The organism is Achromobacter sp. UBA2119 (assembly GCF_002331005.1).
Lineage (GTDB): Bacteria > Pseudomonadota > Gammaproteobacteria > Burkholderiales > Burkholderiaceae_B > Achromobacter > Achromobacter animicus.
The window spans coordinates 1-25,516 of record NZ_DCYD01000009.1 but is presented as its reverse complement, the minus strand read 5'-3'; the positions used below and the strand labels follow the sequence as shown (position 1 = coordinate 25,516).

Genomic DNA, 25,516 nt, shown 5'->3' with positions numbered 1-25,516 from the left:
GAAATTTATAATGGCGGGCTAATCGGATAAATCCTACATGCCTGAATCCTCCAGCCCGCGGGCGCCGAAGAAGCCGGCGCCGCGCGCCACTGACCGGGAGCAGACCCCGGAAGACGCCCGGCAAAGTGCTCAGCCGGACCCTCGGCAAGCCGCCCGGCAAGAGCCCCGGGCCCGTCCCGAAGGCCGCTCCGCCGCGCCCCGTCCCGAACGGCCCATCCCGGCCGTCACCTACCCCGAAGACCTGCCCGTCAGCGCACGGCGGCAGGAGATCGCGCGCGCCATCGCCGGCCATCAGGTCGTGATCGTCAGCGGCGAAACCGGCTCGGGCAAGACCACGCAGCTTCCGAAGATCTGCCTGGAACTGGGCCGTGGCCGTCAGAAGATGATCGGCCACACGCAGCCGCGCCGCCTGGCGGCGACCTCGGTGGCCAAGCGCATCGCCGAGGAACTGAACACGCCCATGGGCGAAGTCGTCGGCTATCAGGTGCGGTTCAACGACCGCACCGGGCCCAACGCGTCCATCAAGCTGATGACGGACGGCATCCTGCTGGCCGAGTCGCAGCGCGATCCGCTGCTGCGCCGCTACGACACGATCATCATCGACGAAGCGCACGAACGCAGCCTGAACATCGACTTCCTGCTGGGCTACCTCAAGCAGCTCTTGCCGCGGCGTCCGGACCTCAAGCTCATCATCACGTCGGCCACCATCGACGCCGAGCGCTTCGCCAGGCACTTTGCCGCGTCGGAAGACAAGCCCGCGCCGGTCATCGAAGTCTCGGGGCGGCTGTATCCCGTGGAAGTGCGCTACCGGCCCGTGCGCGAAGAGCCGGCCGCCGACGACAACGCGCCGGCGCCCAACAAGGCCGGGCGCGACCGCGAGCGCATGTCGGGCGACGAAGAGCGCGACCTGATCGACGCCATCGTCGACGCCGTCGACGAATGCGCGCGGCATGGTCCGGGCGACGTGCTGGTGTTCCTGCCCGGCGAACGCGAGATCCGCGAATCGGCCGAAGCGCTGCGCAAGCGGCACCCGGCCGGCACCGAAGTCCTGCCGCTGTTCGCGCGCCTGTCGCAGGCCGAGCAGGAACAGATCTTCCGCCCGCGCGGCAACGCGCGCCGCATCGTGCTGGCCACCAACGTGGCGGAAACCTCGCTGACGGTGCCCGGCATCCGCTTCGTGGTCGACAGCGGCCTGGCCCGCATCAAGCGCTATTCGTGGCGCAACAAGGTCGAGCAGCTGCGCATCGAGCCCATCAGCCGCGCCTCGGCCAACCAGCGCGCCGGCCGTTGCGGCCGGGTGGGGCCGGGCGTCTGCATCCGGCTCTACGACGAGTTGGATTTCAACAACCGCGCGGCCTTCACCGATCCCGAAGTGCTGCGCTCGTCGCTGGCGTCGGTCATCCTGCGGATGAAGTCGCTCAAGCTCGACGACATCGAACAATTCCCCTTCGTCGAGGCGCCGCCGGGGCGGGCGGTGGCCGACGGCTACCACCTGCTGCAGGAACTGGGCGCCATTGAACTGGCGTCAGCGTCCGACGACGACACGGACGACGGGCGCACGGGCGCGTCTTTTGTCCTGACCCGCACCGGCGATGAACTGGCCAAGCTGCCCGTGGACCCGCGCATCGGCCGGATGATCCTGGCCGCGCGAGAACACCAGTGCCTGGCCGAAATGCTGATCATCGCCTCGGCGCTGTCCGTGCAGGATCCGCGCGACCGCCCCATGCAGGAGCGTGAGGCCGCCGAGGCCGCGCACGCCAAGTTCGGCGACGACAAGTCCGAGTTCATTTCTTTCCTGAAACTGTGGCGCTGGTATGGCGAGCAGGTGCAGCACAAGGCATCGCAGCGCAAGCTGGTGGGCCTGTTGCGGCAGAACTTCCTGTCGCCCATCCGCCTGCGCGAGTGGCACGACGTGCACACACAGCTGTCGGCGCTGGTGGGCGAGCAGGGCTGGCGCGTCAATCAGTCCGAAGCCACGTACGAACAGCTGCACATGGCGCTGTTGTCGGGCCTTTTGGGCAACATCGGTTTCAAGAGCGACGAAGGCGGCAGCTACCAGGGCGCGCGCGAAATCCGCTTCCACATCCATCCGGGCTCGCGCCTGGTGAAGAAGGCCGGCCGCTGGATCATGGCGGCCGAACTGGTCGAGACCACGCGCCTGTACGCGCGCTGCGTGGCGCGCATCGACCCGGTGTGGCTGGAAAAGGTCGGCGCGCACCTGATCCGCAAGAACTGGTCGGACCCGCGCTGGGAAAAGAAGGCCGGGCAGGTCGTGGCCAACGAGCGGGCCACGCTTTACGGCCTGGCCATCTACACCGGCCGTCGCATTCACTACGGTCGCGTGAATCCCACCCATGCGCGCGAACTCTTCATCCGCCAGGCGCTGGTGCCCGGCGAGATCGACACGCGCCTGCCGTTCGTCGCGCACAACCGCAAGCTCATCGCCGGCATCGAAAAGCTTGAGCACCAGACGCGGCGGCCGGACATCCTGGTCGATGACGAGCTGATCTACGCGTTCTACGACCGGCAGCTTCCCGCCGACATTTCGCAGACCGCATCGCTGGAAAAGTGGGTGAGCGGCCTGGACAAGGCGGCCGCCGCCAAGCTGATGCTGACGCGCGACGAGCTGATGCGGCACGAGGCGGCCGGCGTCACGACCGATGTCTTTCCCAAGAAGGTGGAATGGCAGGGCGTGTCGATGGCGCTGGACTATCACTTCGAACCCGGCTCGCCGCGCGACGGCGTCACGCTGTCGGTGCCGCTGTTCGCGCTGAACCAGATCGATCCCGCGCGCTGCGAGTGGCTGGTGCCCGGCATGCTGAAGGAAAAGGTGCATCTGCTGCTCAAGTCGCTGCCGCAGAAGCTGCGCCGCCACTGCGTGCCGCTGCCCGACTACGCCGCGGGCTTCTACGACCGCTGGTTCGAGCGCCTGGCCGACCCGCAGACGGGGCTGGTGGATGCCATCATCGCCGACATGTGGGACCAGGTGCAGATCCGCCCGGCGGTGGGGGACTTCAAGCTGGAAACCCTGCCGGCGCATCTGTTCATGAACTTCCGCGTTGTGGACGAGCACGGCCGCATGCTGGCCGCCGGCCGCAATCTGGCGCAACTGCGCGCCGAATTCGGCAAGCAGGCTCAAGCCACCTTCCAGCAACTGGCGGCAAGCGACACGCAGGTCGCGCAGGCGCTGGCGCACGAAAACCTGACCTCCTGGTCGTTCGGGCCTTTGCCCGAGATCATGGAGATCAAGCGGCGCGGCCAGTCCGTCATCGGCTATCCGGCCCTGGTGGACCGAGGGGCGCATTGTGACCTGGACGTGTTCGACGATCCCGACGAGGCGCGCAAGCACCACCGCGCGGGCCTCTTGAAACTCTTCCGGCTGGGCCTGCGCGAGCAGGTCAAGTTCCTCGAAAAGAATCTTACCGACCTCACCAAGATCAGCATGCTGTACATGACGCTGGGCACGCAGGAAGAGCTGCGCGACCAGATCATCGACTGCGCGCTGGGGCAGGCGTGTCTTGCCGAGCCCTGGCCGGTGAACGAGCAGCAGTTCGAAGCCCGCCGCGCCGAGGGCAAGGGCCGGTTGGGTCTGCTGGCCCAGGAGGTCGCGCGGCTGGCCGGCGCGGTGCTGACGGAATATGCGGCGCTTCAACGCAAGCTGCCGCAGGCCAAGCCCCACGCGGCCGCATACGCGGATCTGCAGCAGCAACTGGGTGCGCTGATGCCCAAGTGGTTCATCCGCGATACGCCGTACGCGCAGTTGTCGCACTTTCCGCGCTACCTGAAGGCGGCGGTCGCGCGCATCGACAAGCTGCGCGCCGACCCGGCGCGGGACGCAAAGCTGGTGTCGGAAATGGCGCCGCTCGTCACGCAATACCAGCGTGCCCGCGCGGCGCTGAAAGGCGCGGCCGATCCCCGCCTGGACGAATTCCGGTGGCTGCTCGAGGAATTGCGCGTCGCGCTCTTCGCCCAGGAGCTGCGCACGCCGATGCCGGTGTCGGTCAAGCGGCTGATGAAAAGCTGGGAATCGTTGCAACGCTGAGCGCTAGCTGACGCCGCATGCAAAACGGGCCGCAAATCGCTTTGCGGCCCGTTCTTTTTGCGGCGTCTTTACAGCGCCAGGAACCCGACGATCACCAACGCGATCAGCCCGTACTTCGTGGCCTTGTACGCCGTGCGGTTCCACTTCTTGAACGCCTTGCGCCTCTGGTCGATCACCCAGTGCGCGTGCGTCAGCTTGTTGATGGCCCCCGTCTGGTCGCCGCCGTCGTTGGGCGAGCTGGCCGCCGACATGACTTTGCGGCCGAACCAGCGGTTGAAGGCCTCGGCCCAGCGCCACTTCAGCGGACGCTCGACGTCGCAGAACAGAATGATCCGGTTCTCGCCCGTCTTGTTGTAGGCCTCGTGGACGTAGGTCTCGTCGAACACCACGCTTTCGCCATCGCGCCAGCTGTAGTGCTCGCCATCAACGATGATGTGGCAGCCGTCGTCGTTGGGCGTGACCAGTCCCAGGTGATAGCGCAGCGACCCGGCAAACGGGTCACGGTGCGGATTGAGCTGGCCGCCCGGCGGCAGCTCGGCAAACATGGCGGCCTTGACCTTGGGCAGGCCCTTCAGGATGGCGACCGTCTTGGGGCAGAGTTCCTCGGCCGACGGGTGGCGGGCGTCGTACCACTTCAGGTAGAACCGCTTCCAGCCATACTTGAAGAACGAGTTGAAACCGATGTCGTTGTGGGTGTCGGCCGCCTTGATCCGGCGAAGCTCGGCCATCTGCATGGCCTCTTCGCGGATCGTCTCCCAGTTGTCGTCCAGCACTTTCAGTTCAGCGATTTCGCTGGTCGTCAGGTACGGCGTCGTGGGCACGCGGGACGTCAGCACCATGAACGCGTTGATCGGCGCCAGCAGCACCGAATGGTCCAGGAATTGCCGTCCCAGGGGCAGTTTGACGCGGCCTCGGAAGTGCGCGAACAGGATGGCGGCCAGCCAGATCCCAGGTATTAACCATTTCATAGGTATGTCTCGTCGTGCGACGGGGTAGTGCGGTATGGGCGGTATTGTCCCACAAGCCTCCCGGGCGGATCCCGTCAGGGCGGGATGCAACTGGCGGATTCTGATGCAAGGATTGTTCTAGGGCGGTCGGCCGCTGGGTACAATTCCGCCATGTCCGAAGCCGTAACGACCCCGACCCCATTTGTTCACCTGCGCGTCCACTCCGAGTTCTCGGTCGTGGACGGTACGGTGCGTATCCCCGACCTCATCAAGCGCGTGGCCAAGCTGGGCCAGCCCGCCGTCGCCCTGACCGATCTGTCCAACCTGTTCGGACTGATCAAATTCTATAAGGGTGCACGCGGCGCGGGGGTCAAGCCCATCGCAGGCTGCGACGTCTGGATTTCCAACGACGAAGATCCGACGAAGCCCTTCCGCGTGCTGTTGCTGGTGCGCAACCACCAGGGTTACCTGAATCTGTGCGAACTGCTGTCCAAGGCGTTCCTGACGAACCAGGGCAAGGGCCGGGCCGAAATCCGCCGCGAATGGCTCCAAGGACAGGCTGGTCTCATCGCCCTGTCCGGCGGGCGCGCCGGTGACGTCGGGCAGGCGCTCGAGGCCGGCAACGCCGTGTCGGCGCTGGCCCTGGCGCGCCAGTGGGCGCTGATGTTCCCGGGCAGCTACTACGTCGAATTGCAGCGCGCCGGCATGGACGGCGACGAAGGCTACTGCCAGGCCGCCATGCGGCTGGCCTCGGAAGCCGGGCTGCCGGTGGTCGCCACCCATCCCGTGCAGTTCCTCGACGAATTCGAATTCCAGGCGCACGAGGCGCGCGTCTGCATCGCCGAAGGTGAAATCCTGGCCAACCCGCGCCGCGTGCGCCGGTTCTCGAAAGAGCAGTATCTGCTCAGCTCCGAGGAAATGGCGCGCCGGTTCGCCGACGTGCCGTCGGCGCTGGCCAACACGGTCGAAATCGCCAAGCGTTGCAACCTGAGCCTGGTGCTGGGCAAGCCGCGCCTGCCCAATTTCCCGACCCCCGACGGCGTGACGCTGGACGATTATCTGGTCCAGCTCTCCGAAGAGGGCCTCGAAAAGCGCATGGAGTTCCTGTTCCCGGACGTCGCCGAGCGCGAGTCCAAGCGCGAGCAGTACTACGAGCGGCTGCGCTGGGAGTGCAAGACCATCATCCAGATGGGCTTTCCCGGCTACTTCCTGATCGTTCAGGACTTCATCAACTGGGGCAAGAACAACGGCGTGCCGGTCGGCCCGGGCCGGGGCTCGGGCGCCGGTTCGCTGGTGGCCTACGCGCTGGGCATCACGGACCTCGACCCCATCCGCTATGACCTGCTGTTCGAGCGCTTCCTGAATCCCGAGCGGGTCTCCATGCCCGACTTCGATATCGACTTCTGCCAGGACAACCGCGAACGGGTCATCGACTACGTCAAGGAAAAATACGGCCGCGCCGCCGTCAGCCAGATCGCCACGTTCGGCACGCTGGGCGCCAAGGCCGTGGTGCGCGACGCCGGCCGTGTGCTGGACATGCCCTACATGTTCTGCGACGGCCTGTCCAAGCTGATCCCGTTCAATCCGATGGATCCGTGGACGCTGGAGCGCACGCTCAAGGACGAGCCCGCCTTCAAGGACCGCTACGAGCAGGAAGAAGAAGTCCGCGCGCTGGTCGACCTGGCCAAGCCGCTCGAAGGCCTGACCCGCAACATCGGCATGCACGCGGGCGGGGTACTGATCGCGCCCGGCAAGCTCACCGACTTCTGCCCGCTGTATTGCCAGCCGGGCCAGGAAAACAGCGCGGTCTCGCAGTTCGACAAGGACGACGTCGAGGCGGCCGGCCTGGTGAAGTTCGACTTCCTGGGCCTGCGCAACCTGACCATCCTGGACTGGGCCGTGCGCTACGTGCGCCAGTTCAACGCCGAAAAGCGCGACTTCGACGTCATGGCGCTGTCCCTGGACGATCCGGCGGCCTACAAGATCCTGTGCGACGCGAACACCACCGCGGTGTTCCAGCTTGAATCGCGCGGCATGAAAGAGCTGCTCAAGAAGCTGCGGCCCAATACGTTCGAAGACATCATCGCCATGCTGGCCCTGTATCGTCCGGGGCCGCTGGAATCGGGCATGGTGGACGACTTCGTGAACCGCAAGCACGGGCGCGCCGCGGTCGATTATTTCCACCCGGACCTGGAAGCCACCCTCAAGAGCACCTACGGGGTCATCGTCTACCAGGAACAGGTGATGCTGATCTCCCAGATCATCGGGGGCTATTCGCTGGGCGGCGCCGACCTGCTGCGCCGGGCCATGGGCAAGAAAAAGCCCGAGGAAATGGCCAAGCACCGCGAACTGTTCGAACAGGGCGCCAAGGAAAAGGGCCACGATCCGGATCTGGCGGTCAAGCTCTTCGACCTGATGGAGAAGTTCGCGGGCTACGGCTTCAACAAGTCGCACTCGGCCGCGTACGCGCTGATCTCGTACCAGACCGCCTGGCTGAAGGCCTACCACCCGACCGAGTTCCTGGCCGCCACCATGTCGTCGGACATGGACGACACCGACAAGGTCCAGATCTTCTGCCGCGACGCCCAGGACAACGGCGTCGAGGTGTTGCCGCCCGACGTCAACCATTCTGGCTACCGGTTCGAACCCGTCGCCGACAAGCACACCGAAAAAGGCAAGCCGCCGCGCACCATGCGTTACGGGCTGGGCGCGGTCAAGGGCACCGGGCAGGGCGCCGTCGAGGACATCCTGCGTGCGCGCAAGGAAGGCGGCCCGTTCCTGAACCTGTTCGACTTCTGCCGCCGCGTCAGCAAGCAGGCCGTCAACCGCCGCACCATCGAGGCCCTGATCAAGGCCGGCGCGTTCGACACCATCGAGCCAAACCGCGCCGCCATGCTGGCCTCCGTGCCCACCGCCATGGAAGCGGCCGAGCAGGCCGCGCGCAGCGCCAACCAGGCCTCGCTCTTTGGCGACGACAGCGGCGACGTGGTCGCGGGCGAGCTGGCCAAGGTCGCGCCGTGGGATCTGCACAAGAAACTGACCGAAGAAAAATCCGCGCTGGGCTATTACTACAGCGGCCACCTGTTCGATGCATGGCGCGACGAAGTGCGCCGCATCGTGCCGATGCAGCTGGCCCGCGTGGAGCCGCAGCGCGACCTGCAATGGATGTGCGGCGTGCTGGCCAGCGTGCGCGTCATGATGACCCGCCGCGGCAAGATGGTCTTTGCCGTGCTGGACGACGGCACGGCGCAGGTGGAAATCTCGGTCTTCAACGAACTCTTTGAAAAGCACCGCAACCGGCTGCGCGAAGACCAGCTCGTCATCGTGCAGGGCAAGGTCAGCAATGACGACTATTCCGGCGGCATGCGCATCGTCGCCGAGCAGCTCTATGACCTGCAGCTTGCGCGCGAAGCCCGCGCCAAGTCGCTGCGCGTCAAGCTCAACGGCAGCGCCGATGCGGCCCGTCTGCGCCAGATGCTCAACCCGTTCCGCGCCGAACCCGAGAACGGCATTCCAGGTGTGCCGGTCGACATCGTCTACACCAAGAACAATTTCCTGTGCACGGTCAGGCTAGGCGAGGAATGGCGCGTGCGCATGGCGGACACGCTGCTCGCCAACCTGAACGCCTGGACCAAACCGGACGGCGTGGAGGTCACGTACTGATGTCTTCAAGTCTACGTATCGTGCATTCGGAAGCCGCCACCGCCTTTGGTGGACAGGAAGGACGAATTTTCAAGGAAATGCATGCCATGCGGGCGCGCGGGCATCATGTCGAAGCGATCTGCCAGCCGCGCGCGCAACTGACTGAGCGTTTGCGGGATGCCGGTTTCACCGTGCATGCCGTCGATATGAAGGGGACGGTGGCCTATTTGAAGGGCGTCCCCGCCGTCCGCCAGATCCTGAAGGCGGGGCGCTTTGACGTGCTCAATACCCACAGCCGGCGCGACACGGTCATCGCTGCCCTGGCCGGGCGCATGGCAGGTACGCCCCTCATCGTGCGCACCCGCCACCTGTCCAACGTGGTCGGCTCGATGTGGTCTTACACCATCCTGCCGCACCGCGTCACCGCCGTCAGCGACCATGTGCGCGAATACCTGATCAGCCGCGGCGTCCCGGCCGAGAAGATCGCGACCGTGTATTCGCCCATCGTGCTGCCCGCGCCCGTCGAGCACTCCACCTTGCGTGACGAACTCGGCCTGGCCGATGACGACATCGTCGTGGGCTGTGTGGCCGTCATGCGCGCCACCAAGGGCCACAAGGACCTGATCGACGCCATGGCGCCGCTGATGGCCGTGCGTCCGAAGCTGCATCTGGTGTTCGTGGGCGCCGGTTCGCCAGTCTTCGAGCAGACGCAGGCATACATTGCTCAGCGCGGCCTGCAAGACCGGATCCACCTGATGGGCACGCGGCGCGACGTCCCCAATCTGTTGGCGGGATTCGACCTCTTCGCGCTGGCCACCCAACAGGAAGCCTCCGGTACGGTCTATGTCGAGGCGCAGGCGAGCGGGCTGCCGGTCGTCGGCACGAACGTCGGCGGCGTATCCGAGATGTTCCGGGACGGGGTGACGGGCTTTCTGGTCCCGCCCAAGAACTCGCTCGCCTTGACCACCGCACTCGAGCGCCTGATCGACGACCCGGCCCTACGCCGCACCATGGGCGAGGCCGGCCGCAAGATGGTCTGGGAAGAGGGCGTGTTTTCTCCCGCGCGCCTTGCGGAAACCACGGAGGCGATCTATACGCGCTGGCTGGCGGAGCGCCGCAAATGAACGCGCCCAACGTTCCGGTGCTGATGTACCACCACATCACGCCGGCGGGTGGCATGATCGCCGCGACGCCCGACGTCTTTGAAACGCAGATCGCTCGCCTGGCGCGCGCCGGCTACCAGTCGCTCACCACCGCGCAGTTCGCGGCCTACCTGGCCGGCGGCAGCGTGCCCGAACGCTCTGTGCTCATCACTTTTGACGATGGCTACCTGAACAATTGGGTGCACGCGCATCCCGTTCTGGCCCGCCACGGGATGCGCGCGGTGCTGTTCACCATCACCGGCTGGATCGGCGACGGCCCCGTGCGGCCGCATGCGGGTCAGGGCGGCGCGCTGCCCGCAACGCCCGATCACCACGCCTGCAAGGAACTCGTGGCGTCGGGCCGCGCCGACGAGGCGATGCTGCGCTGGAGCGAAATCGAAGCCATGCAGGCCGCCGGCACCTTCGAGTTCCATTCCCATACCAACACGCACACCCGCTGGGACAAGGTCTGTGGCGCGGATGTGGCCGCCAAGCGCGAACGCATCGCGCAGGATCTGCACGATTCGCGCGACACCCTGATCCGCCGGCTTGGCGGCGTGAGCGATCACCTGTGCTGGCCGCAGGGTTATTTCGACGCAGACTACGTGGCCGCCGCGCGGCAGGCCGGTTTCCGGCACTTGTACACTACCGACCCTTTCGGCCAGAACCTGCCCGGCACGGATCCCGGCCATATCTATCGCTTCGCGGTGCGCAATCTGGGCGGGTCCTGGCTGAACCGCCGGATCTGGCTGTCGCGCGACCCGTTCTGGGGACCGCGCTATCACGCCTGGAAGGCCTGGAAAAAGCGTCTTAGGAATCGCGGATGAAGCTATCAGTCATCATCATCACCAAGAACGAAGCGGCAAATATTGCCGCCTGCCTGAAGTCCGTGTCGTTCGCCGACGAGTTCATCGTCGTGGATTCGGGCAGCACCGACGGGACCGTGGAACTGGCGCAGGCGCTTGGGGCCCGCGTTGAAGTCACCGCCGACTGGCCCGGTTTCGGTCCGCAAAAGAACCGCGCGCTGGATCTGGCGACGGGCGACTGGGTGCTGTCGATCGACGCGGACGAGCGCGTCACCCCCGAGTTGGCGCAGGAAATCCAGGACGTGCTGAGCGCGCCCCGCGCCGACGCCTACGAGATCGCGCGCCTGTCCAATTTCTGCGGCCGCGACATCCGCCATAGCGGCTGGTGGCCCGACTACGTGCTGCGCCTCTTCAAGCGCGGCACGGCGCGCTTCACCGACGCCGCCGTCCACGAGCGCGTGGTGCCGGCCAACGGCCGGCCTCTGCAGATGCGCGGCTACTTCAACCACTATCCGTACGACAACCTGGACGCGCTGATCAACAAGGTCAACCGTTACTCGTCCGACGCCGCGGCCATGATGTATGCCAAGGGCAAGCGGACCTCGGTCTTCGGGGCGCTGGGCCACGGCTTCTGGACCTTCGTGCGCATCTACCTGATCCGGCGCGGTTTCCTGGATGGCCGCCACGGACTCGTGCTGGCCGTCACCGCGGCGGCGGGCAGCTTCTTCCGCTACTCGAAGCTGATGTTCCTGGCAGAAAACAAAAAGTGAAGATCCTCTACACGAACTTCCACGCTGGCAACGGCGGGGGGCACGTCACCTACATCATCAACCTGGCCAAGGCGCTGGCCCGCGATCACGACATCACCGTGGCGGTGCCCGGCACCAGCCGGCTGTACCGCTACGCCAAGGCCATCCCCGGGGTGACGGTGGTGGACATGCGCTACACGACCCGCCCGTCGTCCTGGTTCAAGGATCGCGCCCGGCTGCAGCGCCTGATCGCCGAGGGCCGGTTCGACATCATCCACGCCAACGGCTCGGCCGACCACAAGCAGGTCATGCTGGCCACGCTGGGCATGCGGCGCCGTCCGCGCATTGTGTTCACCAAGCACAACGATCACCCGCTTTCCAGTTTTGGACACAAGCTGCGGGTGGCGCTGGCGACGGATCACGGCATCGCCGTCAGCGACTACATCCGCGGCATGATGGAGCACTCGCCGTACCGCAAGCGCCCCATCACCACCATCCGGCACGGCATCGATACCAATTTCTTCGCGCCGCCGCCGCCCGAAAGCCTGGACAAGCTGCGCGAGCTCTTCTTTGGTCCGGATTGGCAAGGCAAGCTGCTGCTGGGCAGCGCCGGGGGCACCGACTACGACAAGGGCTGGCTGGACCTGGTGGCCGCCGCGGCCGCGCTGCCGCCGGCCGACAAGGCACGCATCTTGCTGATGGTGGCGGGCGATCCGCCGACCGAGGCCAAGCTTGCGCGGGTGCGCGAACTCGGCATGATCGATCAGGTGAAGTTCCCGGGGCTGCTCGATGACGTGCGCGCGGCGCTGGCGTCCTGCCATGCGGGTTTCGTCCTTTCTTACCGCGAGGCGCTGTCGTTTGCCTGCCGCGAGATCATGGGACTGGGCCTGCCGGCGCTCGTCAGCGACGCCGGCGGCCTGCCGGAGAACGTAACGGACGGCGAGGACGGTTGGATCGTGCCGGCGCGCGACGTGCCCGCCATGACCGCCAAGCTGCGCTTCATGCTGGACAATCCGGACGTCGTCCGGCAGATGGGCAGCAAGGCACGTGAAACAAGTTTGCGCGACTTCAACCTGGAGCGTTTCGCGCAGGCTACGGTGGATGTGTATCGGCGTACGCTTGGCGGACACTGACCCATATAATGTCGAGCTATGTCTATTCCAATCCTTATGTATCACCAGATCGGCGAGCCCAACCCCAAGGGCACGCCGTTTCGCGGATTGACGGTACATCCTGATAGCTTTGCTCGGCAGATGCGCTGGATGCGCCGGCTCGGTTACCGCGGGCTGTCCATGCGCGACGTCATGCCGTATGTCCGTGGCGAGCGCCAGGGCAAGGTATTCGGCATCACATTCGACGACGGCTTTCGCAACGTGCATCACAACGCGATGCCGGTATTGAGCGAATTGGGGTTCACCGCCACCAACTATTTCGTGGCTCGGCAGTTCGACGGCGGCAACGTGTGGGACCTCCAGAAGGGCATCCCGTTTTCGCCGCTGATGACCGTGCAGGAAATGCGGGAATGGGCGCAGGCGGGCAATGAAGTCGGTTCGCATACGCTTGACCACGTCCATCTTCCCGAGCTCGCGCCCGAAGAAGCGCGGCGCCAGATCGTCGAGTCCAAGGACGAGCTCGAACAGGCGCTCGGTGCGCCGGTCACCGCGTTCTGTTATCCGTACGGCGACCACGGCCCGGAGCACCAGGCCATGGCGCGCGAGGCTGGATACGACAATGCCACGCTCACCAAGCGCGGCCTGGCGGCGGCGTCCGACGATCCCTTCGGTCTGGCGCGGGTGACGGTGGCGCGCTCCACCAACATCATCCGTTTTCTCCAGAAGTGCCTCACCCGGTATGAAGACAGCCGCCGGCGCCCATAATCGGCGGCTTCGCATTGCGCTGTTGGTGGACCGCTTCGGCAATCGTTTCGGAGGCGCAGAGGCGTATGGCGTCGAGCTGATGCGTGTGCTGGGCCAGCGGCACGACGTCACCGTGGTCGCCCGGGACTTCGACAGCGATCTGCCATTCGATTTCTTGCCCGTGCGGTTTCCCGCCTGGCTCCCAAGCTGGACCCGGGTGCTGTATTTTGCCTGGCGCGCTGACCGTCTCACGCGCGGCCGCTTCGACATCGTGCATTCGCACATGAACGGCTGGGCGGGCGAGATCCAGGTCATGCACGTAACGCCGGTCCGCTACAACCACGTCACCCGTGTCAAGCCGCTGCAGCGCCTGACCGCCTGGCTCAGTCCGCGCCTTGCCACCTATCTGACGCTGGAATGGCTGCGCGTGCGCAAGACCCCCCGGCGCCGCGTGGTCGCGGTGTCCGGCCTCATCATGGACCAGCTCCACCGCAGCTACGGCGAGCAGCTTCCCGTGGACATCATCGCTCCGGGCGTCAAACTGCCGGCCCCGGACGGCAACGGCGCCCGCGCCGCCCTGCGGGCGCGGCTGGGCTGGGATGCCGACACGATCGGCTGTCTGCTGGTGGCGCGCAATCCGCTGCGCAAAGGCTTGCCGGCGCTGCTGGATGCGCTGGCGCTGCTGCCACCCCAATACAAGCTGCTGGTCGTAGGCGCCGACGGGCCCACGCGCGATCGAGTCCGCGCCGCGGGCGACGTCGCCTCCCGTGTCACCTTGATCGATCCTACGTCGGACGTCGGCCAGTATTTCAACGCAGCCGACATCTACGCCCATCCGACGCTGAACGACAGCTACGGCATGGCGCCGCTGGAAGCCATGTCGCATGGCCTGCCGGTCATTGTCAGCTCCCCGGTCTATTGCGGATTCGCGCAGTATCTGACGGCGGGCACTGACGCGCTCATCCTGTCGGACCCGCGTGATGGCGCCCAGCTGGCGCAGGCGCTGGAAAGCCTGGGGGCGAACCCCGAGCTGCGCGCAGCGCTCACGACGCGCGGCCTGGAAATCGCCCGGGACCAAAGCTGGGAGACGGTAGCGTCGCGCTTCGAGGCGCTGTACGAACAGGTGCTGCTTGAGCGCAACTGAAAAAAAACGGGGCTGCGAGCCCCGTTTTCAGTGGTGCGGCGCTGTCGCCCGTTCCAGGTCGGCCAGCCAGTGGATGGCGTGTTCGCGGTCCGAGCCGCACATCTCGTGTTCCGGCTGCAGTCCGCCGCAGAAGTCCGGGCGGGAAGGGTCGCCAAAGATGGCGCACCGCATGTCCGGCAGCAACTGAATACAGGGCACGCCCGCGGGCTTGCCGTGCGGCATGCCCGGAATGGGGCGCGTGATCGACGGCGCGATGCAGCAGGCGCCGCATCCCGCGCGGCATTCCAGCGCGGCGGCGGCCAAGCTCATACCCATCCGCGCAACCAATAGACAAAAAGTCCGGCGTATTCCTTCACGATCGAGCGGCTGGCATCGAACGTACGTTCGTCGGGCAGCCACAACGACAGCGAGCCGTCAGCCGGCGCCACGATCTGCGGCGGCGCGGGGGCGGCAATCACTTCCACGCCCTGCTTGGAAAAGGCCGCCATCGCGCGGGGCATGTGCAACGCGGACGTGACCAGGAGTACCTTGCCGATGCCGCGGGACTTGAGCTGGTCCTCGGTCAGCGTGGCGTTTTCGTAAGTGGTGCGGCTGGCGTTTTCCAGGATCAGCGCCGACTCCGGCACCCCTTGCTGGCGGATCGCGTGCGCCATCCCGCGGGCTTCGCTGACGTCGCCTTCCAGAGCGCCGCCGGACAGCAGGACCTTGGGCGCGCGGCCCGCCAGATACAGCTGGGCGGCCGCGTCCACGCGTACGATCGCCGTGTCCTTGTCATAGGGCAGGAACCAGTTGGCGCGGCCGTTTGCCGTGTTGCCGCCCAGCACCACGATCGCGTCTGCCGTTGGCATTTCGGTGGGCGGTTTGTGCGGATACCGGTTCTCCAGGGCGCCGCCGGCCCATAGCGACGTGGCGGGCAAGGACCAGGCCAAGGCCCAGAGCAGACCCGCGGCAACGAGGGTCAAGCCGATCTTGCGAAGCCGGAACAGTCCCAGCACCAGGCCAAGGACCACCAGAGTGATGCACAAGTTGAAGGGAATGATCAGATTCGTGAGATAGCTGGAAAAGGTCATTTCGAGACTGTCCTGATTACTACGTACCATCCAGCAGGCGCTCGGCCTGCCGTGTCACTTCTTCCTGCGACGGCCACGCCTGGTCGGAGCCGACGCACACCGCGCGCGGGGACCAGGGGCCGGTGCGCTGCGGTTGCGTCACGCCGAACAGCGTGAGCTGCCGGGCCGATGCCGCCGCCGCCACGTGCGACACGCCGGAATCGTTACAGATCACCAGCGTGGCCCGCGCGGTCAAGGCCGCAAAGGCGCCCAGTCCCAACGGGGGCAGCAACTGCGCCGTGGGCGCATTGCGCCGGGCTTCGTCGGTTTCGGCCGGAGGGGGGCACATTACCACGGTATGGCCGCGGGCCTGCAGGGCGCGCGTCAGTGTATCGAATCCCGGCCAGACCTTGATCCGGCCCTTGTGCAAGCCGGTCGCGGTGGGCGCGATCAGGACGAAGGGCCGGCCGTCCAGCCCGGCCTGGACCAGCGCCTCGCCAGCCGCGCGTTCGTGCGCCGCCGTCAGCGGCAGGTCCAGCGTCGGACCCGGCGTGGCCGGGCCGCTGGGCAGATTCCAGCGGTTCAGGGCTTCGCGCGTGAGGTGATGCCAGGACTCGACGGCGTGCATCGGCTGGGCGGGCTTGGCGAACGGCCAGCGCAGCAGGAAGCTGCGCCCATCGTCGCGATAGCCCGCCGACGGCACGCCGGCCAGGCGGAACACCAGCGCGCTGGACAGGGAATCCGGCAGCAGCAGGCCGCGGGCGCGGCGGCCTTGCGCACCCAACCCCCGGCGGTGCGCACTGACGGCCGCCCGGTCCGGGCCCACCTTGCCTCGCATGGGAATGAAATCCAGCTTGTCCACGCCATCGAGCAGATCGCGGGCCCAGGGACGGGCGCAGAGCACCAGGGGGAGACCGCTTGCGGCCAGGGCGCGCAGGCTGGGCAGGCTCATGCAGACATCGCCCACCCAGTTGGGCAGGCGGACATACAGGCAACTGATATCGGACATGGAAGGGCGCACGGGCGCGGATAGGGCTAAGGGGGCGGGGACGGCGCGCACGCGCGCAGCCGGTACAATCCTGGGCACAATTGTATAAAAGCGAGTGATCCCTTTGAATTCTGCCGCACGGAATGCGCCAGCGGGCTCCCAACCCGTCAAATCCGAACTCTGGTCCCGGATCTACAGCCGCGTGGGTTCCTATTGGAAGGGTTTGTTGGCGGCTGTCCTGCTGATGGCGGGCGCCGCAGCCACGCAGCCTGTGCTGGCGGTCATCATGAAGCCCCTGCTCGATGGCGGTTTCTCGGGCGCCAAACCGTATTACGTCTGGGCGCTGCCGCTGGCGGTCGTCGGCCTGATCCTGCTGCGCGGCATCTGCAACTTCTTCAGCGACTACCTGCTGGCCTGGGTGGCCAACAACGTGCTGCTCGGCATGCGGCGCGACATGTTCGAGCGCCTGCTGGGCCTGCCCGACGCGGACTTCAAGCGCGGCGACACCGGCCGCCTCCTGAACCGCTTCACCATCGACGCCGGCAACGTTACCGGTTACGCCACCGACGTCATCACGGTGCTGGTGCGCGAAACCCTGGTGGTCATCGCCCTGATCTGCGTCCTGCTCTATATGTCGTGGGTGCTGACGCTGATCATCCTGGTCATGCTGCCAGTCTCGGTCATGATCTCGCGCTTTTTCATCAAGCGCCTGCGCCGCATCAACCGAGAAACCGTCAACATGAATGCCGAGCTGACCCGCGTGGTCGGCGAAGGCATCGACGGCCAGCGCGTCATCAAGCTGTTCGACGGCTACGACGTCGAACGCGGCCGCTTTGATTTCGTCAGCCGACGCCTGCGCCGCTTCGCCATGCGCACGGCCACCGCCGACGCGGCCCTGACCCCGCTGACCCAGGTCTGCATCTCCATCTCAGTGGGCGCGGTCATCGCCGTGGCGCTCAGTCAGGCCAACAGCGGTTCGCTCACCGTGGGCAGCTTCGCCTCGTTCATGGCCGCGCTGGCCCAGATCTTCGACCCCATCAAACGCCTCACCAACGTGGCCGCCCGCATGCAGAAGATGCTGGTGTCGGCCGAAAGCGTGTTCACGCTGATCGACCAGGTGCCGGAAAACGACACGGGCACCAAGGAACTGCCCGAACCCGTCCGCGGCAAGGTCGAATTCCGCAACGTGTCGCATCGTTTCCCCGATGCCGACCGCGACACGGTCAACGACATTTCCTTCGTGGTCGAACCCGGCCAGACCGTCGCCCTCGTGGGCCGGTCCGGCAGCGGCAAGACCACGCTGGTCAACATGCTGCCTCGCTTCGTGCTGGCCGACAGTGGCCAGATCCTCGTGGACGACGTGCCCGTCGACGACCTGACGCTGCGCAGCCTACGCTCGCACCTGTCGCTGGTCAGCCAGGACGTCGTGCTGTTCGACGACACCATCGCGGCGAACGTCGGCTACGGCGCGCTGGGCAAGTCCAGCGAGCAAAAAGTGCGCGACGCGCTCGCCGCCGCCAACCTGCTCGAGTTCGTTGAAGGCCTGCCGCAGGGCATCAACACGCCGGTGGGCGAAAACGCCGCGCGCCTGTCCGGCGGCCAGCGCCAGCGCCTGGCGATCGCGCGCGCGCTCATCAAGAACGCACCCATCCTGATCCTGGACGAAGCCACGTCCGCGCTCGACAACGAATCCGAACGCCAGGTGCAGGCCTCGCTGGAGCGCCTGATGAAGGGCCGCACCACGCTGGTCATCGCGCACCGCCTGTCCACCGTGCAGAACGCCGACCGCATCATCGTGCTGGACGCCGGACGGATCGTCGAACAGGGGCCGCACGCCGAACTCCTGGCAGCCGACGGCCTGTACGCCTCGCTGTACAAGATGCAGTTCCGGGAAGACTGAGCCGTCGCGCGTCGTTCCCCAGCCGCCGCCCTTCGGGGCGGTTTTTCATTGCCGAAGTTCCTGTTTGCCAATCCCGTGGTTTGCCGGAAAATGGCCCCAGCCCGTGCGTAGCGGGCTGGGCGGCGTCCCAGGCGCTTCGGCCCGCCATGCAACCAGGAGCGCTCCATGGCCCTGCCTTCCGAAGGCAATCAAGTCCTTAACGTCGTCGTTCTGCTCGGCGCAGCGGTGATTGCCGTCCCCCTGTTCAAACGCCTCGGGCTGGGCTCGGTCCTGGGCTACCTGGCCGCCGGTCTGGCGATCGGTCCCTTCGGCATCGGCTTTTTCTCCGATCCCAAATCCATCCTGCACGTCGCCGAACTAGGCGTGGTGATGTTCCTGTTCATCATTGGCCTGGAAATGCAGCCGTCGCGCCTGTGGAAGTTGCGCGGCGAGATCTTCGGGCTGGGCGTCGCGCAGGTCCTGGTCTGCGGCGCGCTGCTCACGGGCGTGGGCTTGCTGGCCGGCCTGTCGGGCGCCGCCGCGTTCATGGCGGCAATGGGTTTTGTGCTGTCGTCCACGGCCATCGTGATGCAGATCCTGGCCGAGCGCGACGAGACCACCAGCGCGCAGGGCCAGCGCATCGTCTCCATCCTGCTGCTCGAAGATCTGGCGATCGTCCCGCTGCTGGCGCTGGCCGCCTTGCTGGCGCCCGCGGGCAGCGGCAGCGATGGCGATCCCTGGTTGCAGGCGGCCATCGCGGTCGGCTGCATTCTGGCGCTGCTGGCCGCCGGCCGGTGGCTGCTCAATCCGCTGTTCCGCCTGCTGGCCGCGGCGCACGCGCGCGAAGTCATGACCGCGGCGGCATTGCTCGTCGTGCTGGGCGCGGCGCTGCTGATGGAACTGGGCGGACTTTCCATGGCCATGGGCGCATTCCTGGCGGGCGTCCTGCTGTCCGAGTCCACGTTCCGCCATCAGCTCGAGGCTGAGATCGAACCCTTTCGCGGCATCCTCCTTGGCCTTTTCTTCCTGGGCGTCGGCATGTCGCTGGACCTGTTGGCCGTGGCGCGCGAATGGCCGCTCATCCTGGCGGGCGTCGTCGTCTTCATGGCCGTCAAGTCCGTGGGCGTGTATGTCGTGGCGCGGCTGCTTCGCGCGACGCATGCCGAAGCGATCACCCGGTGCGCGTTGCTGGCGCAAGGCGGCGAATTTGCCTTCGTGCTCTACAGCGCGGCGGCGGAAAAAGGCATCTTCGATGCGCATACCGGCGCGGTGCTGACCGCGGTCGTCATCATTTCCATGGCGCTCACGCCGCTCTGCGTCCTGGCGTTGCGTTGGCTGTTGCCCAAGCCCGTGCCCTCCATGGACGGCGTGGACGTGGCCCGGGACTTGGACGGTTGCGCGCTGATCGTGGGTTTTGGCCGTTTCGGCCAGATCGTGACCCAGGCGATGCTGGCCCGCGGGGTCAAGGTATCCATCCTCGACACCGATACCGACGCGATTCGCGCTGCCGCGAAATGGGGCGTCAAGGTCTATTACGGGGACGGTACGCGTGCCGACATGCTGCGTTCGGCGGGCGCCGAGAATGCCTGCGCCATCCTCGTGTGCATCAACGACCCGCGAGCCGCCACGCATATGGTGCAACTCATCAAGTCCGAATTTCCGCTGGTGCGCCTGGTGGTGCGGGCCTACGACCGCATTCATTCGCTGGCGCTTGCCCGCGAGGGCGTGGATTTCCAGGTCCGCGAAACGCTGGAATCGGCGCTGGTGTTCGGCGAAGCGGCGTTGCGCGCCATCGGCGTGCCCCCGGACGAGGCCGAGGAGGTCATCCAGGACGTCCGGCAACGCGACACCGAACGCTTCGACCTCGAGGTGGCGGGCGGGCTGTTCGCCGGCCGCTCATTGCTCTACGGAAATATGACTGGTCAACCGGATGGCATAAATGACCGGCCGGACCGCGAAACCGGCGACGCCGCCGCAAGTCCATCCGCCTGACGGTTGTTTTTCGGCGCGCATTTCGGCTTCTTTGCATTACTTTACGCATCATTTCACGCGCAAAATCAAACGGCTAGGGTAGATTAATCCGCATGACGCTTCACTCAGGAAGCGCTTTTTGCCAGGGGGCTGCCATGCTGCAAACGGACCGTAATTCGACCACGTCGCACGTCATCGGAATCGAGCTTGCCCGGCGTCAGGCCATGACGCTTCGCTGCGGGTTCTCGGGTGTGCTGACGCGCCAGTTGATGGCGCAGGCCGGCGCGGTGGGGCCCGCATGGGCCATCAACGCCCACCGCGAAACCGACAAGGCGCGCGGCGCCAAGGCCTTCCCCTTCCGCATCGCCGCCGCAGTCTCCTGAAATCCGGCTCGGGCGCGCCGCGCCCGTCACCAGCTTCGCGCCGCGGCCGTCGTCAGCTTTGCGCCGCGTCACCTGCGGCCCCATCCCGCCATCAATACCGCCACCCGCGCTGATCGCCGCCCACGGTTCCGTGCCCCGGGCGGCGATGCCTTGCGCCCGGCATCGGACACCGGCATCATCATGCAGAACTTGCAGATGAACTACGCCACCCCGAACGCCATCGCGAAGGAGCGCCGTATTGAAATCCCGCGGGATCGTGCACCGCACGCTGTACGCGCTGGCCGGCCTCGTCGCCATCGGTATCTGTGCAGCGGCCATCTCCCTGTTATGGATGGATCGCCGCGTCACGTGGGAAGCAGCCTACGTATCGGCCCGCAACCTGGCCAGCGTGCTCGCCGCGGACATCGGCCGTACGTTGCACGTCTACGACCTTTCGCTGCAAGGCGTGGTCGAGCGCCTGCAAGACCCCGGCATTGCCGACCTCGACCCGCAATCGCTGCACCGATTCCTTTTCGACCGTTCGGCCACGGCCGCATATCTGGGCGCCATCGTCGTGCTCGACGCCCAAGGCAACATACGCTACGACTCGCTGGCCTTGACGCCGCCCAAACTCAATTTCGCTGACCGCGATTACTTCCAGGTCCACCGGAACGCCGACGACACGGGACTCTTCGTCAGCCCGCCGTACAACAGCCGCTTGCGCGGCGGCGATGAAAGCATCGCCATCAGCCGGCGCATCACCAACCCCGATGGCAGTTTCGGCGGCGTGGTGGCCGGGTCCCTGCGTACGGCATATTTCCGCGACCGCTTTGCCGAAGTGTCCATCGGTCCGCACGACGCCATCACGGTCTTTCGCAACGACGGCGCCGGCCTCTTGCGCAATCCGTACTCCAGCGCCGACGCCGGCAGCGGCATCGACGTGCCGCTCGACTTTCAGCAATACCTGATCGGCCGCGAGGGCGCGTTTGTCGGGGTGCTGGCGCACGACGGCGTCAATCGGCTCTATGCGTTCGACGCCATCGAGCGCACGCCGCTCGTGATCGACGTTGCGCTGGCCGTCGACGACCTGCTTGAACCGTGGGTCCGGCGCGCCGCGCTGATCGTGCCCATCACGTTGGCGCTCTTTGCTTCGGTCATGGCGCAGATCGTTCTATTCAGGCGCGAGATGCGCTGGCGGCAGGCATTCGAAGCACAGTTGGCGCGTCAGGCGCAGACAGACGGGCTGACCGATATCGCCAACCGGCGCACCTTCGACGACACGCTGCAAGTGGAATGGGCGGCCGCGCGGCGCGATCGCACGCCGCTGTCATTGCTGTTTCTGGATGCCGACCACTTCAAGCGCTACAACGATCGGTATGGTCACCAGGAGGGCGATGTGCTGCTCCGGACGCTGGCCCTCACATTCCAGAAAATGGCCCGCCGCCCGCGCGACCTGGCGGCCCGGTACGGGGGCGAGGAGTTCGTGGTGCTGCTGCCCGATACCGGCCTCGAACAAGCACAGGACATTGCCGAAGGCATCCGGCGCGCTGTCGCGGAGCTGGCTGTTGCGCATGAGGACAACGAAGGCGGCATCGTCACCGTCAGCATCGGCGTGGCCACGGCCATGCCACAGGGAGACGACGGATCGGCGGCGCTTGTGGAAGCCGCCGACGCCGCGGTGTACCGGGCGAAGGCATCCGGCCGCAACCGGGTGGCTGCGGCGTCCGGCGTGATAACCGCGCCGGCATGAAAAAGCCCCGCCGCACCTTCAGGTGGCGGCGGGGCGATGCGCAGTGTCGGGTATTGAAGCGGCGCTTAGCGGCCCATCACCACGGCCTGCAAACGGGTCTGGGCCTGCTGCACATTCTTGGCCTGTGCATTCATCTCTTGCAGCAGCTTGTTCAGCTCGGCCTGCACGGCAGGGTCCGTCACGGACACGCTGTTGCCGGAGATCTCGATCTTCGACTTGTTCGCTTCCACGTAATCGGCAACCTTCAGGGCGACGTCGTAGGTGGCGTTGATCTGCGGCAGCACATCGGCAAACGTATCAGCCGGCAGGGTGATGGTCTTCTCGTAAGCCTTGTCGTACACGACCTTCAGGTCTTCAGGTTGCTTGAGCTGGGCGCGCGCCGCGTCGGCCTTGGCACGGTGTTCCTTCAGCGCCGCATTCATGTCGTTCAGACCGGCACGAACCGTCTTCAGGTCCTCGCGACGCGACACGATATCGTTCACCGAGCGCACCTGACCTTTCTGCAGGATCCCCGACAACGGCTTGACCGAGGCGTCCATGCCCGCGTTGAAGTCGGTGATCACCGCGTATTGGGCCGCGTAATCGCCAAACGACTTCTTCTCTTCATCCGTCAGTTTCGGCACGCGCACGCCCGGCTTGTCCACGATGCGCGTTTGCAGGAACTGCGTGAACGCGGCGCGCTGTTCGGGCTCCTTGTCGCCGCAGGCGGCCAGCACCAGCGGCAGGGCCGCGATCAGCACCAGGAACGGACGGAATAGGGACTTCATTGCAATGACCTCCGATTGACTAGGGAAGAGCGCCGAGGCGGTTACCCACCCGGCAAAGCGCCCGCAGCTTATCGATAACCCTTAGTCGCCGCCATCGGTTTCAGAATTCATTGCAAACGAAGCGTTAAGTCACAAAATCCATACATATCGAGTTGAAGCGTATGGGCGAATCAGGTAGGCCTCGTCACATTTGCCATCGCATTGCACGGGCAGCGCGGTGAAGAACGGCTCGCCGTGCGGTTCACAGCCCGGCTCGCCGGCCAGGATGTGGTCTTCAACGGCGTCACGTTTGCGCCGCGTGACCTCTTGGATCTCGTGAAGCAAGAAATAAAAAAGCCGCGCAAACGCGCGCGGCTCTTCATTCAGTCCGATGACTAGGCATTCATCTGATGCCGTCATACCAGGATGATGTCGTACTTCTCCTGAGAGTACGTCGCTTCCACTTCAAGCGACACCCGCTTGCCCACGAAGTCACCCAGCATCGCCAGGTGCTGGCTTTCCTCTTCCAGAAAAAGGTCGACCACTTCCTGCGAAGCCAGAATGCGAAACTCCTTCGGGTTGAACTGCCGTGCTTCTCGCAGAATCTCCCGCAGGATTTCGTAGCAGACCGTGCGTGGCGTGCGCACATTGCCGCGCGACTCGCACATGGGGCAGGGCTCACAAAGCTGGTGCGCCAGCGAATCGCGCGTGCGCTTGCGCGTCATTTCAACCAGACCCAGCTGCGTAAAGCCATTGACCGTCATGCGGGTCCGATCGCGTGACAGCGCCTTCTTCAGTTCCGCCAGCACCGTGTCACGGTGTTCCTGTTCCTCCATGTCAATGAAGTCCAGGATCACGATGCCACCCAGGTTCCGCAAACGCAGCTGGCGCGCGATCGCCTGCGCCGCCTCAAGGTTGGTCTTGAAGATCGTGTCATCGAAATTGCGGCCGCCCACAAAGCCACCCGTGTTGACGTCCACCGTCGTCAACGCTTCCGTCTGGTCGATGATCAGATAGCCGCCCGACTTCAAGTCGACCCGGCGCGACAGTGCGCGCGCAATCTCGTCATCCACATTCGCCGTATCGAACAAGGGCCGTTCGCCGCTGTAATGCTGGATGCGGTCCACCACCGACGGCGTGTAGATACGCGCCCATTCCAGCATCGCGGCAGTCGTCGTCCGCGAATCGACCAGAATAGACCCGGTATCGGGCCCGACCATGTCACGCAGCACGCGCTGCGCCAGCGTCAGGTCCTGGTGCAACAGCGCGGGGGCGGGTTGCGTGCGGGCCGACGCCTGCACACTCGTCCACAGCTTGCGCAGATACTCCACGTCCGCCGTCAGCTCAGCGTCATTGGCGCCCTCGGCCTGCGTGCGCACGATGAACCCGCCTTTTTCATCAGACGGCATCAGCGCTTGCAGACGTTCCCGGAGCTGGATGCGTTCCGACTCCGAATCGATCTTTTGCGAAATCCCGATATGCGGATCGTGCGGCAGGTACACCAGCATCCGCCCCGCCATGCTGATCTGCGTGGAAAGCCGCGCGCCCTTGGTGCCAAGCGGATCCTTGACCACCTGCACCATCAGGGTCTGTCCCTCAAAAATCAGCTTTTCAATCGGCGTGGGCGTGAGCCCTTGACTGCGTTCGGCGCGATTCTCACGAAGATCCGCAATATGGATGAACGCCGCACGCTCCAGCCCAATGTCGATAAAGGCGCTCTGCATTCCTGGCAGCACCCGGACGACCCGCCCCAGATAAATGTTGCCGACGTGGCCCCGTTGAATGCTTCGTTCGACGTGCAGTTCCTGAACCGAACCTTGTTCCACCAGCGCAACGCGGGTTTCGAACGGGGTGACGTTGATCAGGATGTCTTCGCTCATGGCGATCGCAGGGGGCATAACGGGTCTGACTCCAATGGATGCGGCGTACAGGCGAATAGTAAACGTACATGCTAGCCCGGCCATCAGGGGCTGCCGCCCTCTATATATATAGGGAAGACCGTTCGCAAGCCATGCCGCTGTCGACGGGAGCAGGGCTGATCGGCTGAAAACCTTAGAGGCCAACAACAATTTTGCGACGCCGCCATGACAGCGCAAAATTCTGTGCTATAGTCTCGCTCCTTCGCAGCTCACACAGTTTTTGAGACGCGAAGCCAAGCAAGTGCAACAGGCGAGGCGGGGCATCCCGGCATCACCTGCCGCAACGGCAATCAGAAATGAGCGCTCCGCGGTTATTGCAAAGATCGACGCAAATTAGGCAGAAGCCAGTTGCAAGATCTGCAAAAATTGTGCTATAGTCTTCGGCTTGGCAGTTACTGAAAAATTAGGGTTTACCCTGATGTTTCGACAGCTGCTAGGGCAGGGCGAAAGTCCTGGCGAGACCTGAAGAGGTCGCGGCAAGAAAGCAAAGCAAAATGCGAAGTTGACTTGACAAGCGATAAAAA

The 25,516-nt window shown here is 65.5% G+C and carries 19 protein-coding genes; 12 read left to right on the top strand and 7 right to left on the bottom strand.

Annotated features, from left to right (window positions below):
- The first annotated feature begins 37 nt into the window (after positions 1–37).
- Positions 38–4,042 (top strand): ATP-dependent RNA helicase HrpA, encoded by a 4,005-nt coding sequence (hrpA, locus tag B3098_RS05275; RefSeq protein WP_286892223.1) that lies wholly within the window; start codon positions 38–40, stop codon positions 4,040–4,042.
- A gap of 68 nt (positions 4,043–4,110) precedes the next feature.
- On the opposite strand, the gene lpxO is transcribed toward hrpA, so the two are convergent.
- Complete coding sequence (gene lpxO, locus B3098_RS05270; protein ID WP_286892221.1) at positions 4,111–5,010, bottom strand: lipid A hydroxylase LpxO; 900 nt, start codon at positions 5,008–5,010, stop codon at positions 4,111–4,113.
- A 150-nt stretch (positions 5,011–5,160) separates the two neighbouring features.
- Here lpxO and dnaE point away from each other — a divergent pair, with 150 nt between their 5' ends.
- Genes dnaE through B3098_RS05235 form a run of 7 tightly spaced genes read left to right on the top strand, consistent with a single transcriptional unit; the run spans position 5,161 to position 14,328 of the window.
- Entirely contained in the window at positions 5,161–8,652 is a 3,492-nt protein-coding gene (dnaE, locus tag B3098_RS05265) for a DNA polymerase III subunit alpha (protein WP_286892219.1), read from the top strand.
- Positions 8,652–9,755 carry a glycosyltransferase family 4 protein gene (locus tag B3098_RS05260; protein ID WP_175138732.1) on the top strand — a complete coding sequence of 368 codons (1,104 nt, stop codon included), beginning with the start codon at positions 8,652–8,654 and terminating at the stop codon, positions 9,753–9,755. The genes dnaE and B3098_RS05260 overlap by 1 nt, the downstream gene beginning before the upstream one ends.
- Positions 9,752–10,600 (top strand): polysaccharide deacetylase family protein, encoded by an 849-nt coding sequence (locus tag B3098_RS05255; protein ID WP_279975630.1) that lies wholly within the window; start codon positions 9,752–9,754, stop codon positions 10,598–10,600. Before B3098_RS05260 ends, B3098_RS05255 begins: the two co-directional genes overlap by 4 nt.
- Positions 10,597–11,349 (top strand): glycosyltransferase family 2 protein, encoded by a 753-nt coding sequence (locus B3098_RS05250; protein WP_286892215.1) that lies wholly within the window; start codon positions 10,597–10,599, stop codon positions 11,347–11,349. The genes B3098_RS05255 and B3098_RS05250 overlap by 4 nt, the downstream gene beginning before the upstream one ends.
- Positions 11,346–12,461 (top strand): glycosyltransferase, encoded by a 1,116-nt coding sequence (locus B3098_RS05245; RefSeq protein ID WP_279975628.1) that lies wholly within the window; start codon positions 11,346–11,348, stop codon positions 12,459–12,461. Before B3098_RS05250 ends, B3098_RS05245 begins: the two co-directional genes overlap by 4 nt.
- 18 nt (positions 12,462–12,479) lie before the next feature.
- A complete protein-coding gene (locus B3098_RS05240) occupies positions 12,480–13,205 on the top strand; it encodes a polysaccharide deacetylase family protein (protein ID WP_286892212.1) in 726 nt (241 codons plus the stop codon).
- Positions 13,180–14,328, top strand: coding sequence for a glycosyltransferase family 4 protein (locus B3098_RS05235; protein ID WP_286892210.1), 1,149 nt, complete (start codon positions 13,180–13,182; stop codon positions 14,326–14,328). Before B3098_RS05240 ends, B3098_RS05235 begins: the two co-directional genes overlap by 26 nt.
- Before the next feature lie 27 nt (positions 14,329–14,355).
- On the opposite strand, the gene B3098_RS05230 is transcribed toward B3098_RS05235, so the two are convergent.
- Genes B3098_RS05230 through B3098_RS05220 form a run of 3 tightly spaced genes read right to left on the bottom strand, consistent with a single transcriptional unit; the run spans position 14,356 to position 16,386 of the window.
- On the bottom strand, positions 14,356–14,637 hold the full coding sequence (locus tag B3098_RS05230) for a YkgJ family cysteine cluster protein (protein WP_414631262.1): 282 nt from the start codon (positions 14,635–14,637) through the stop codon (positions 14,356–14,358).
- Positions 14,634–15,398 (bottom strand): YdcF family protein, encoded by a 765-nt coding sequence (locus B3098_RS05225; protein ID WP_175138726.1) that lies wholly within the window; start codon positions 15,396–15,398, stop codon positions 14,634–14,636. Before B3098_RS05225 ends, B3098_RS05230 begins: the two co-directional genes overlap by 4 nt.
- A gap of 19 nt (positions 15,399–15,417) precedes the next feature.
- Positions 15,418–16,386 carry a glycosyltransferase family 9 protein gene (locus B3098_RS05220; protein WP_279975622.1) on the bottom strand — a complete coding sequence of 323 codons (969 nt, stop codon included), beginning with the start codon at positions 16,384–16,386 and terminating at the stop codon, positions 15,418–15,420.
- 103 nt (positions 16,387–16,489) lie between these two features.
- On the opposite strand from B3098_RS05220, the gene msbA reads away from it, so the two are divergent.
- The 4 genes from msbA (at position 16,490) to B3098_RS05200 (ending at position 22,327) form a co-directional block, all read left to right on the top strand.
- Positions 16,490–18,265 carry a lipid A export permease/ATP-binding protein MsbA gene (gene msbA / locus B3098_RS05215; RefSeq protein WP_175138724.1) on the top strand — a complete coding sequence of 592 codons (1,776 nt, stop codon included), beginning with the start codon at positions 16,490–16,492 and terminating at the stop codon, positions 18,263–18,265.
- A gap of 165 nt (positions 18,266–18,430) precedes the next feature.
- Positions 18,431–20,236, top strand: coding sequence for a monovalent cation:proton antiporter-2 (CPA2) family protein (locus B3098_RS05210; RefSeq protein ID WP_218345051.1), 1,806 nt, complete (start codon positions 18,431–18,433; stop codon positions 20,234–20,236).
- A 134-nt stretch (positions 20,237–20,370) separates the two neighbouring features.
- Positions 20,371–20,598 (top strand): hypothetical protein, encoded by a 228-nt coding sequence (locus B3098_RS05205; protein ID WP_175125694.1) that lies wholly within the window; start codon positions 20,371–20,373, stop codon positions 20,596–20,598.
- Positions 20,599–20,836: 238 nt separating this feature from the next.
- Positions 20,837–22,327, top strand: a complete 1,491-nt coding sequence (locus tag B3098_RS05200) for a sensor domain-containing diguanylate cyclase (RefSeq protein WP_286892204.1) — start codon at positions 20,837–20,839, stop codon at positions 22,325–22,327.
- Between the two features lie 65 nt (positions 22,328–22,392).
- Here the strand turns inward: B3098_RS05200 and B3098_RS05195 are convergent, their stop codons facing one another.
- The 3 genes from B3098_RS05195 to rng form a co-directional block, all read right to left on the bottom strand.
- Positions 22,393–23,094, bottom strand: coding sequence for a DUF3053 domain-containing protein (locus B3098_RS05195; protein WP_175125690.1), 702 nt, complete (start codon positions 23,092–23,094; stop codon positions 22,393–22,395).
- Between the two features lie 129 nt (positions 23,095–23,223).
- Entirely contained in the window at positions 23,224–23,493 is a 270-nt protein-coding gene (locus tag B3098_RS05190) for a hypothetical protein (RefSeq protein WP_286892201.1), read from the bottom strand.
- A complete protein-coding gene (gene rng / locus B3098_RS05185; protein WP_286894699.1) occupies positions 23,490–24,953 on the bottom strand; it encodes a ribonuclease G in 1,464 nt (487 codons plus the stop codon). Before rng ends, B3098_RS05190 begins: the two co-directional genes overlap by 4 nt.
- Positions 24,954–25,516: the final 563 nt, after the last annotated feature.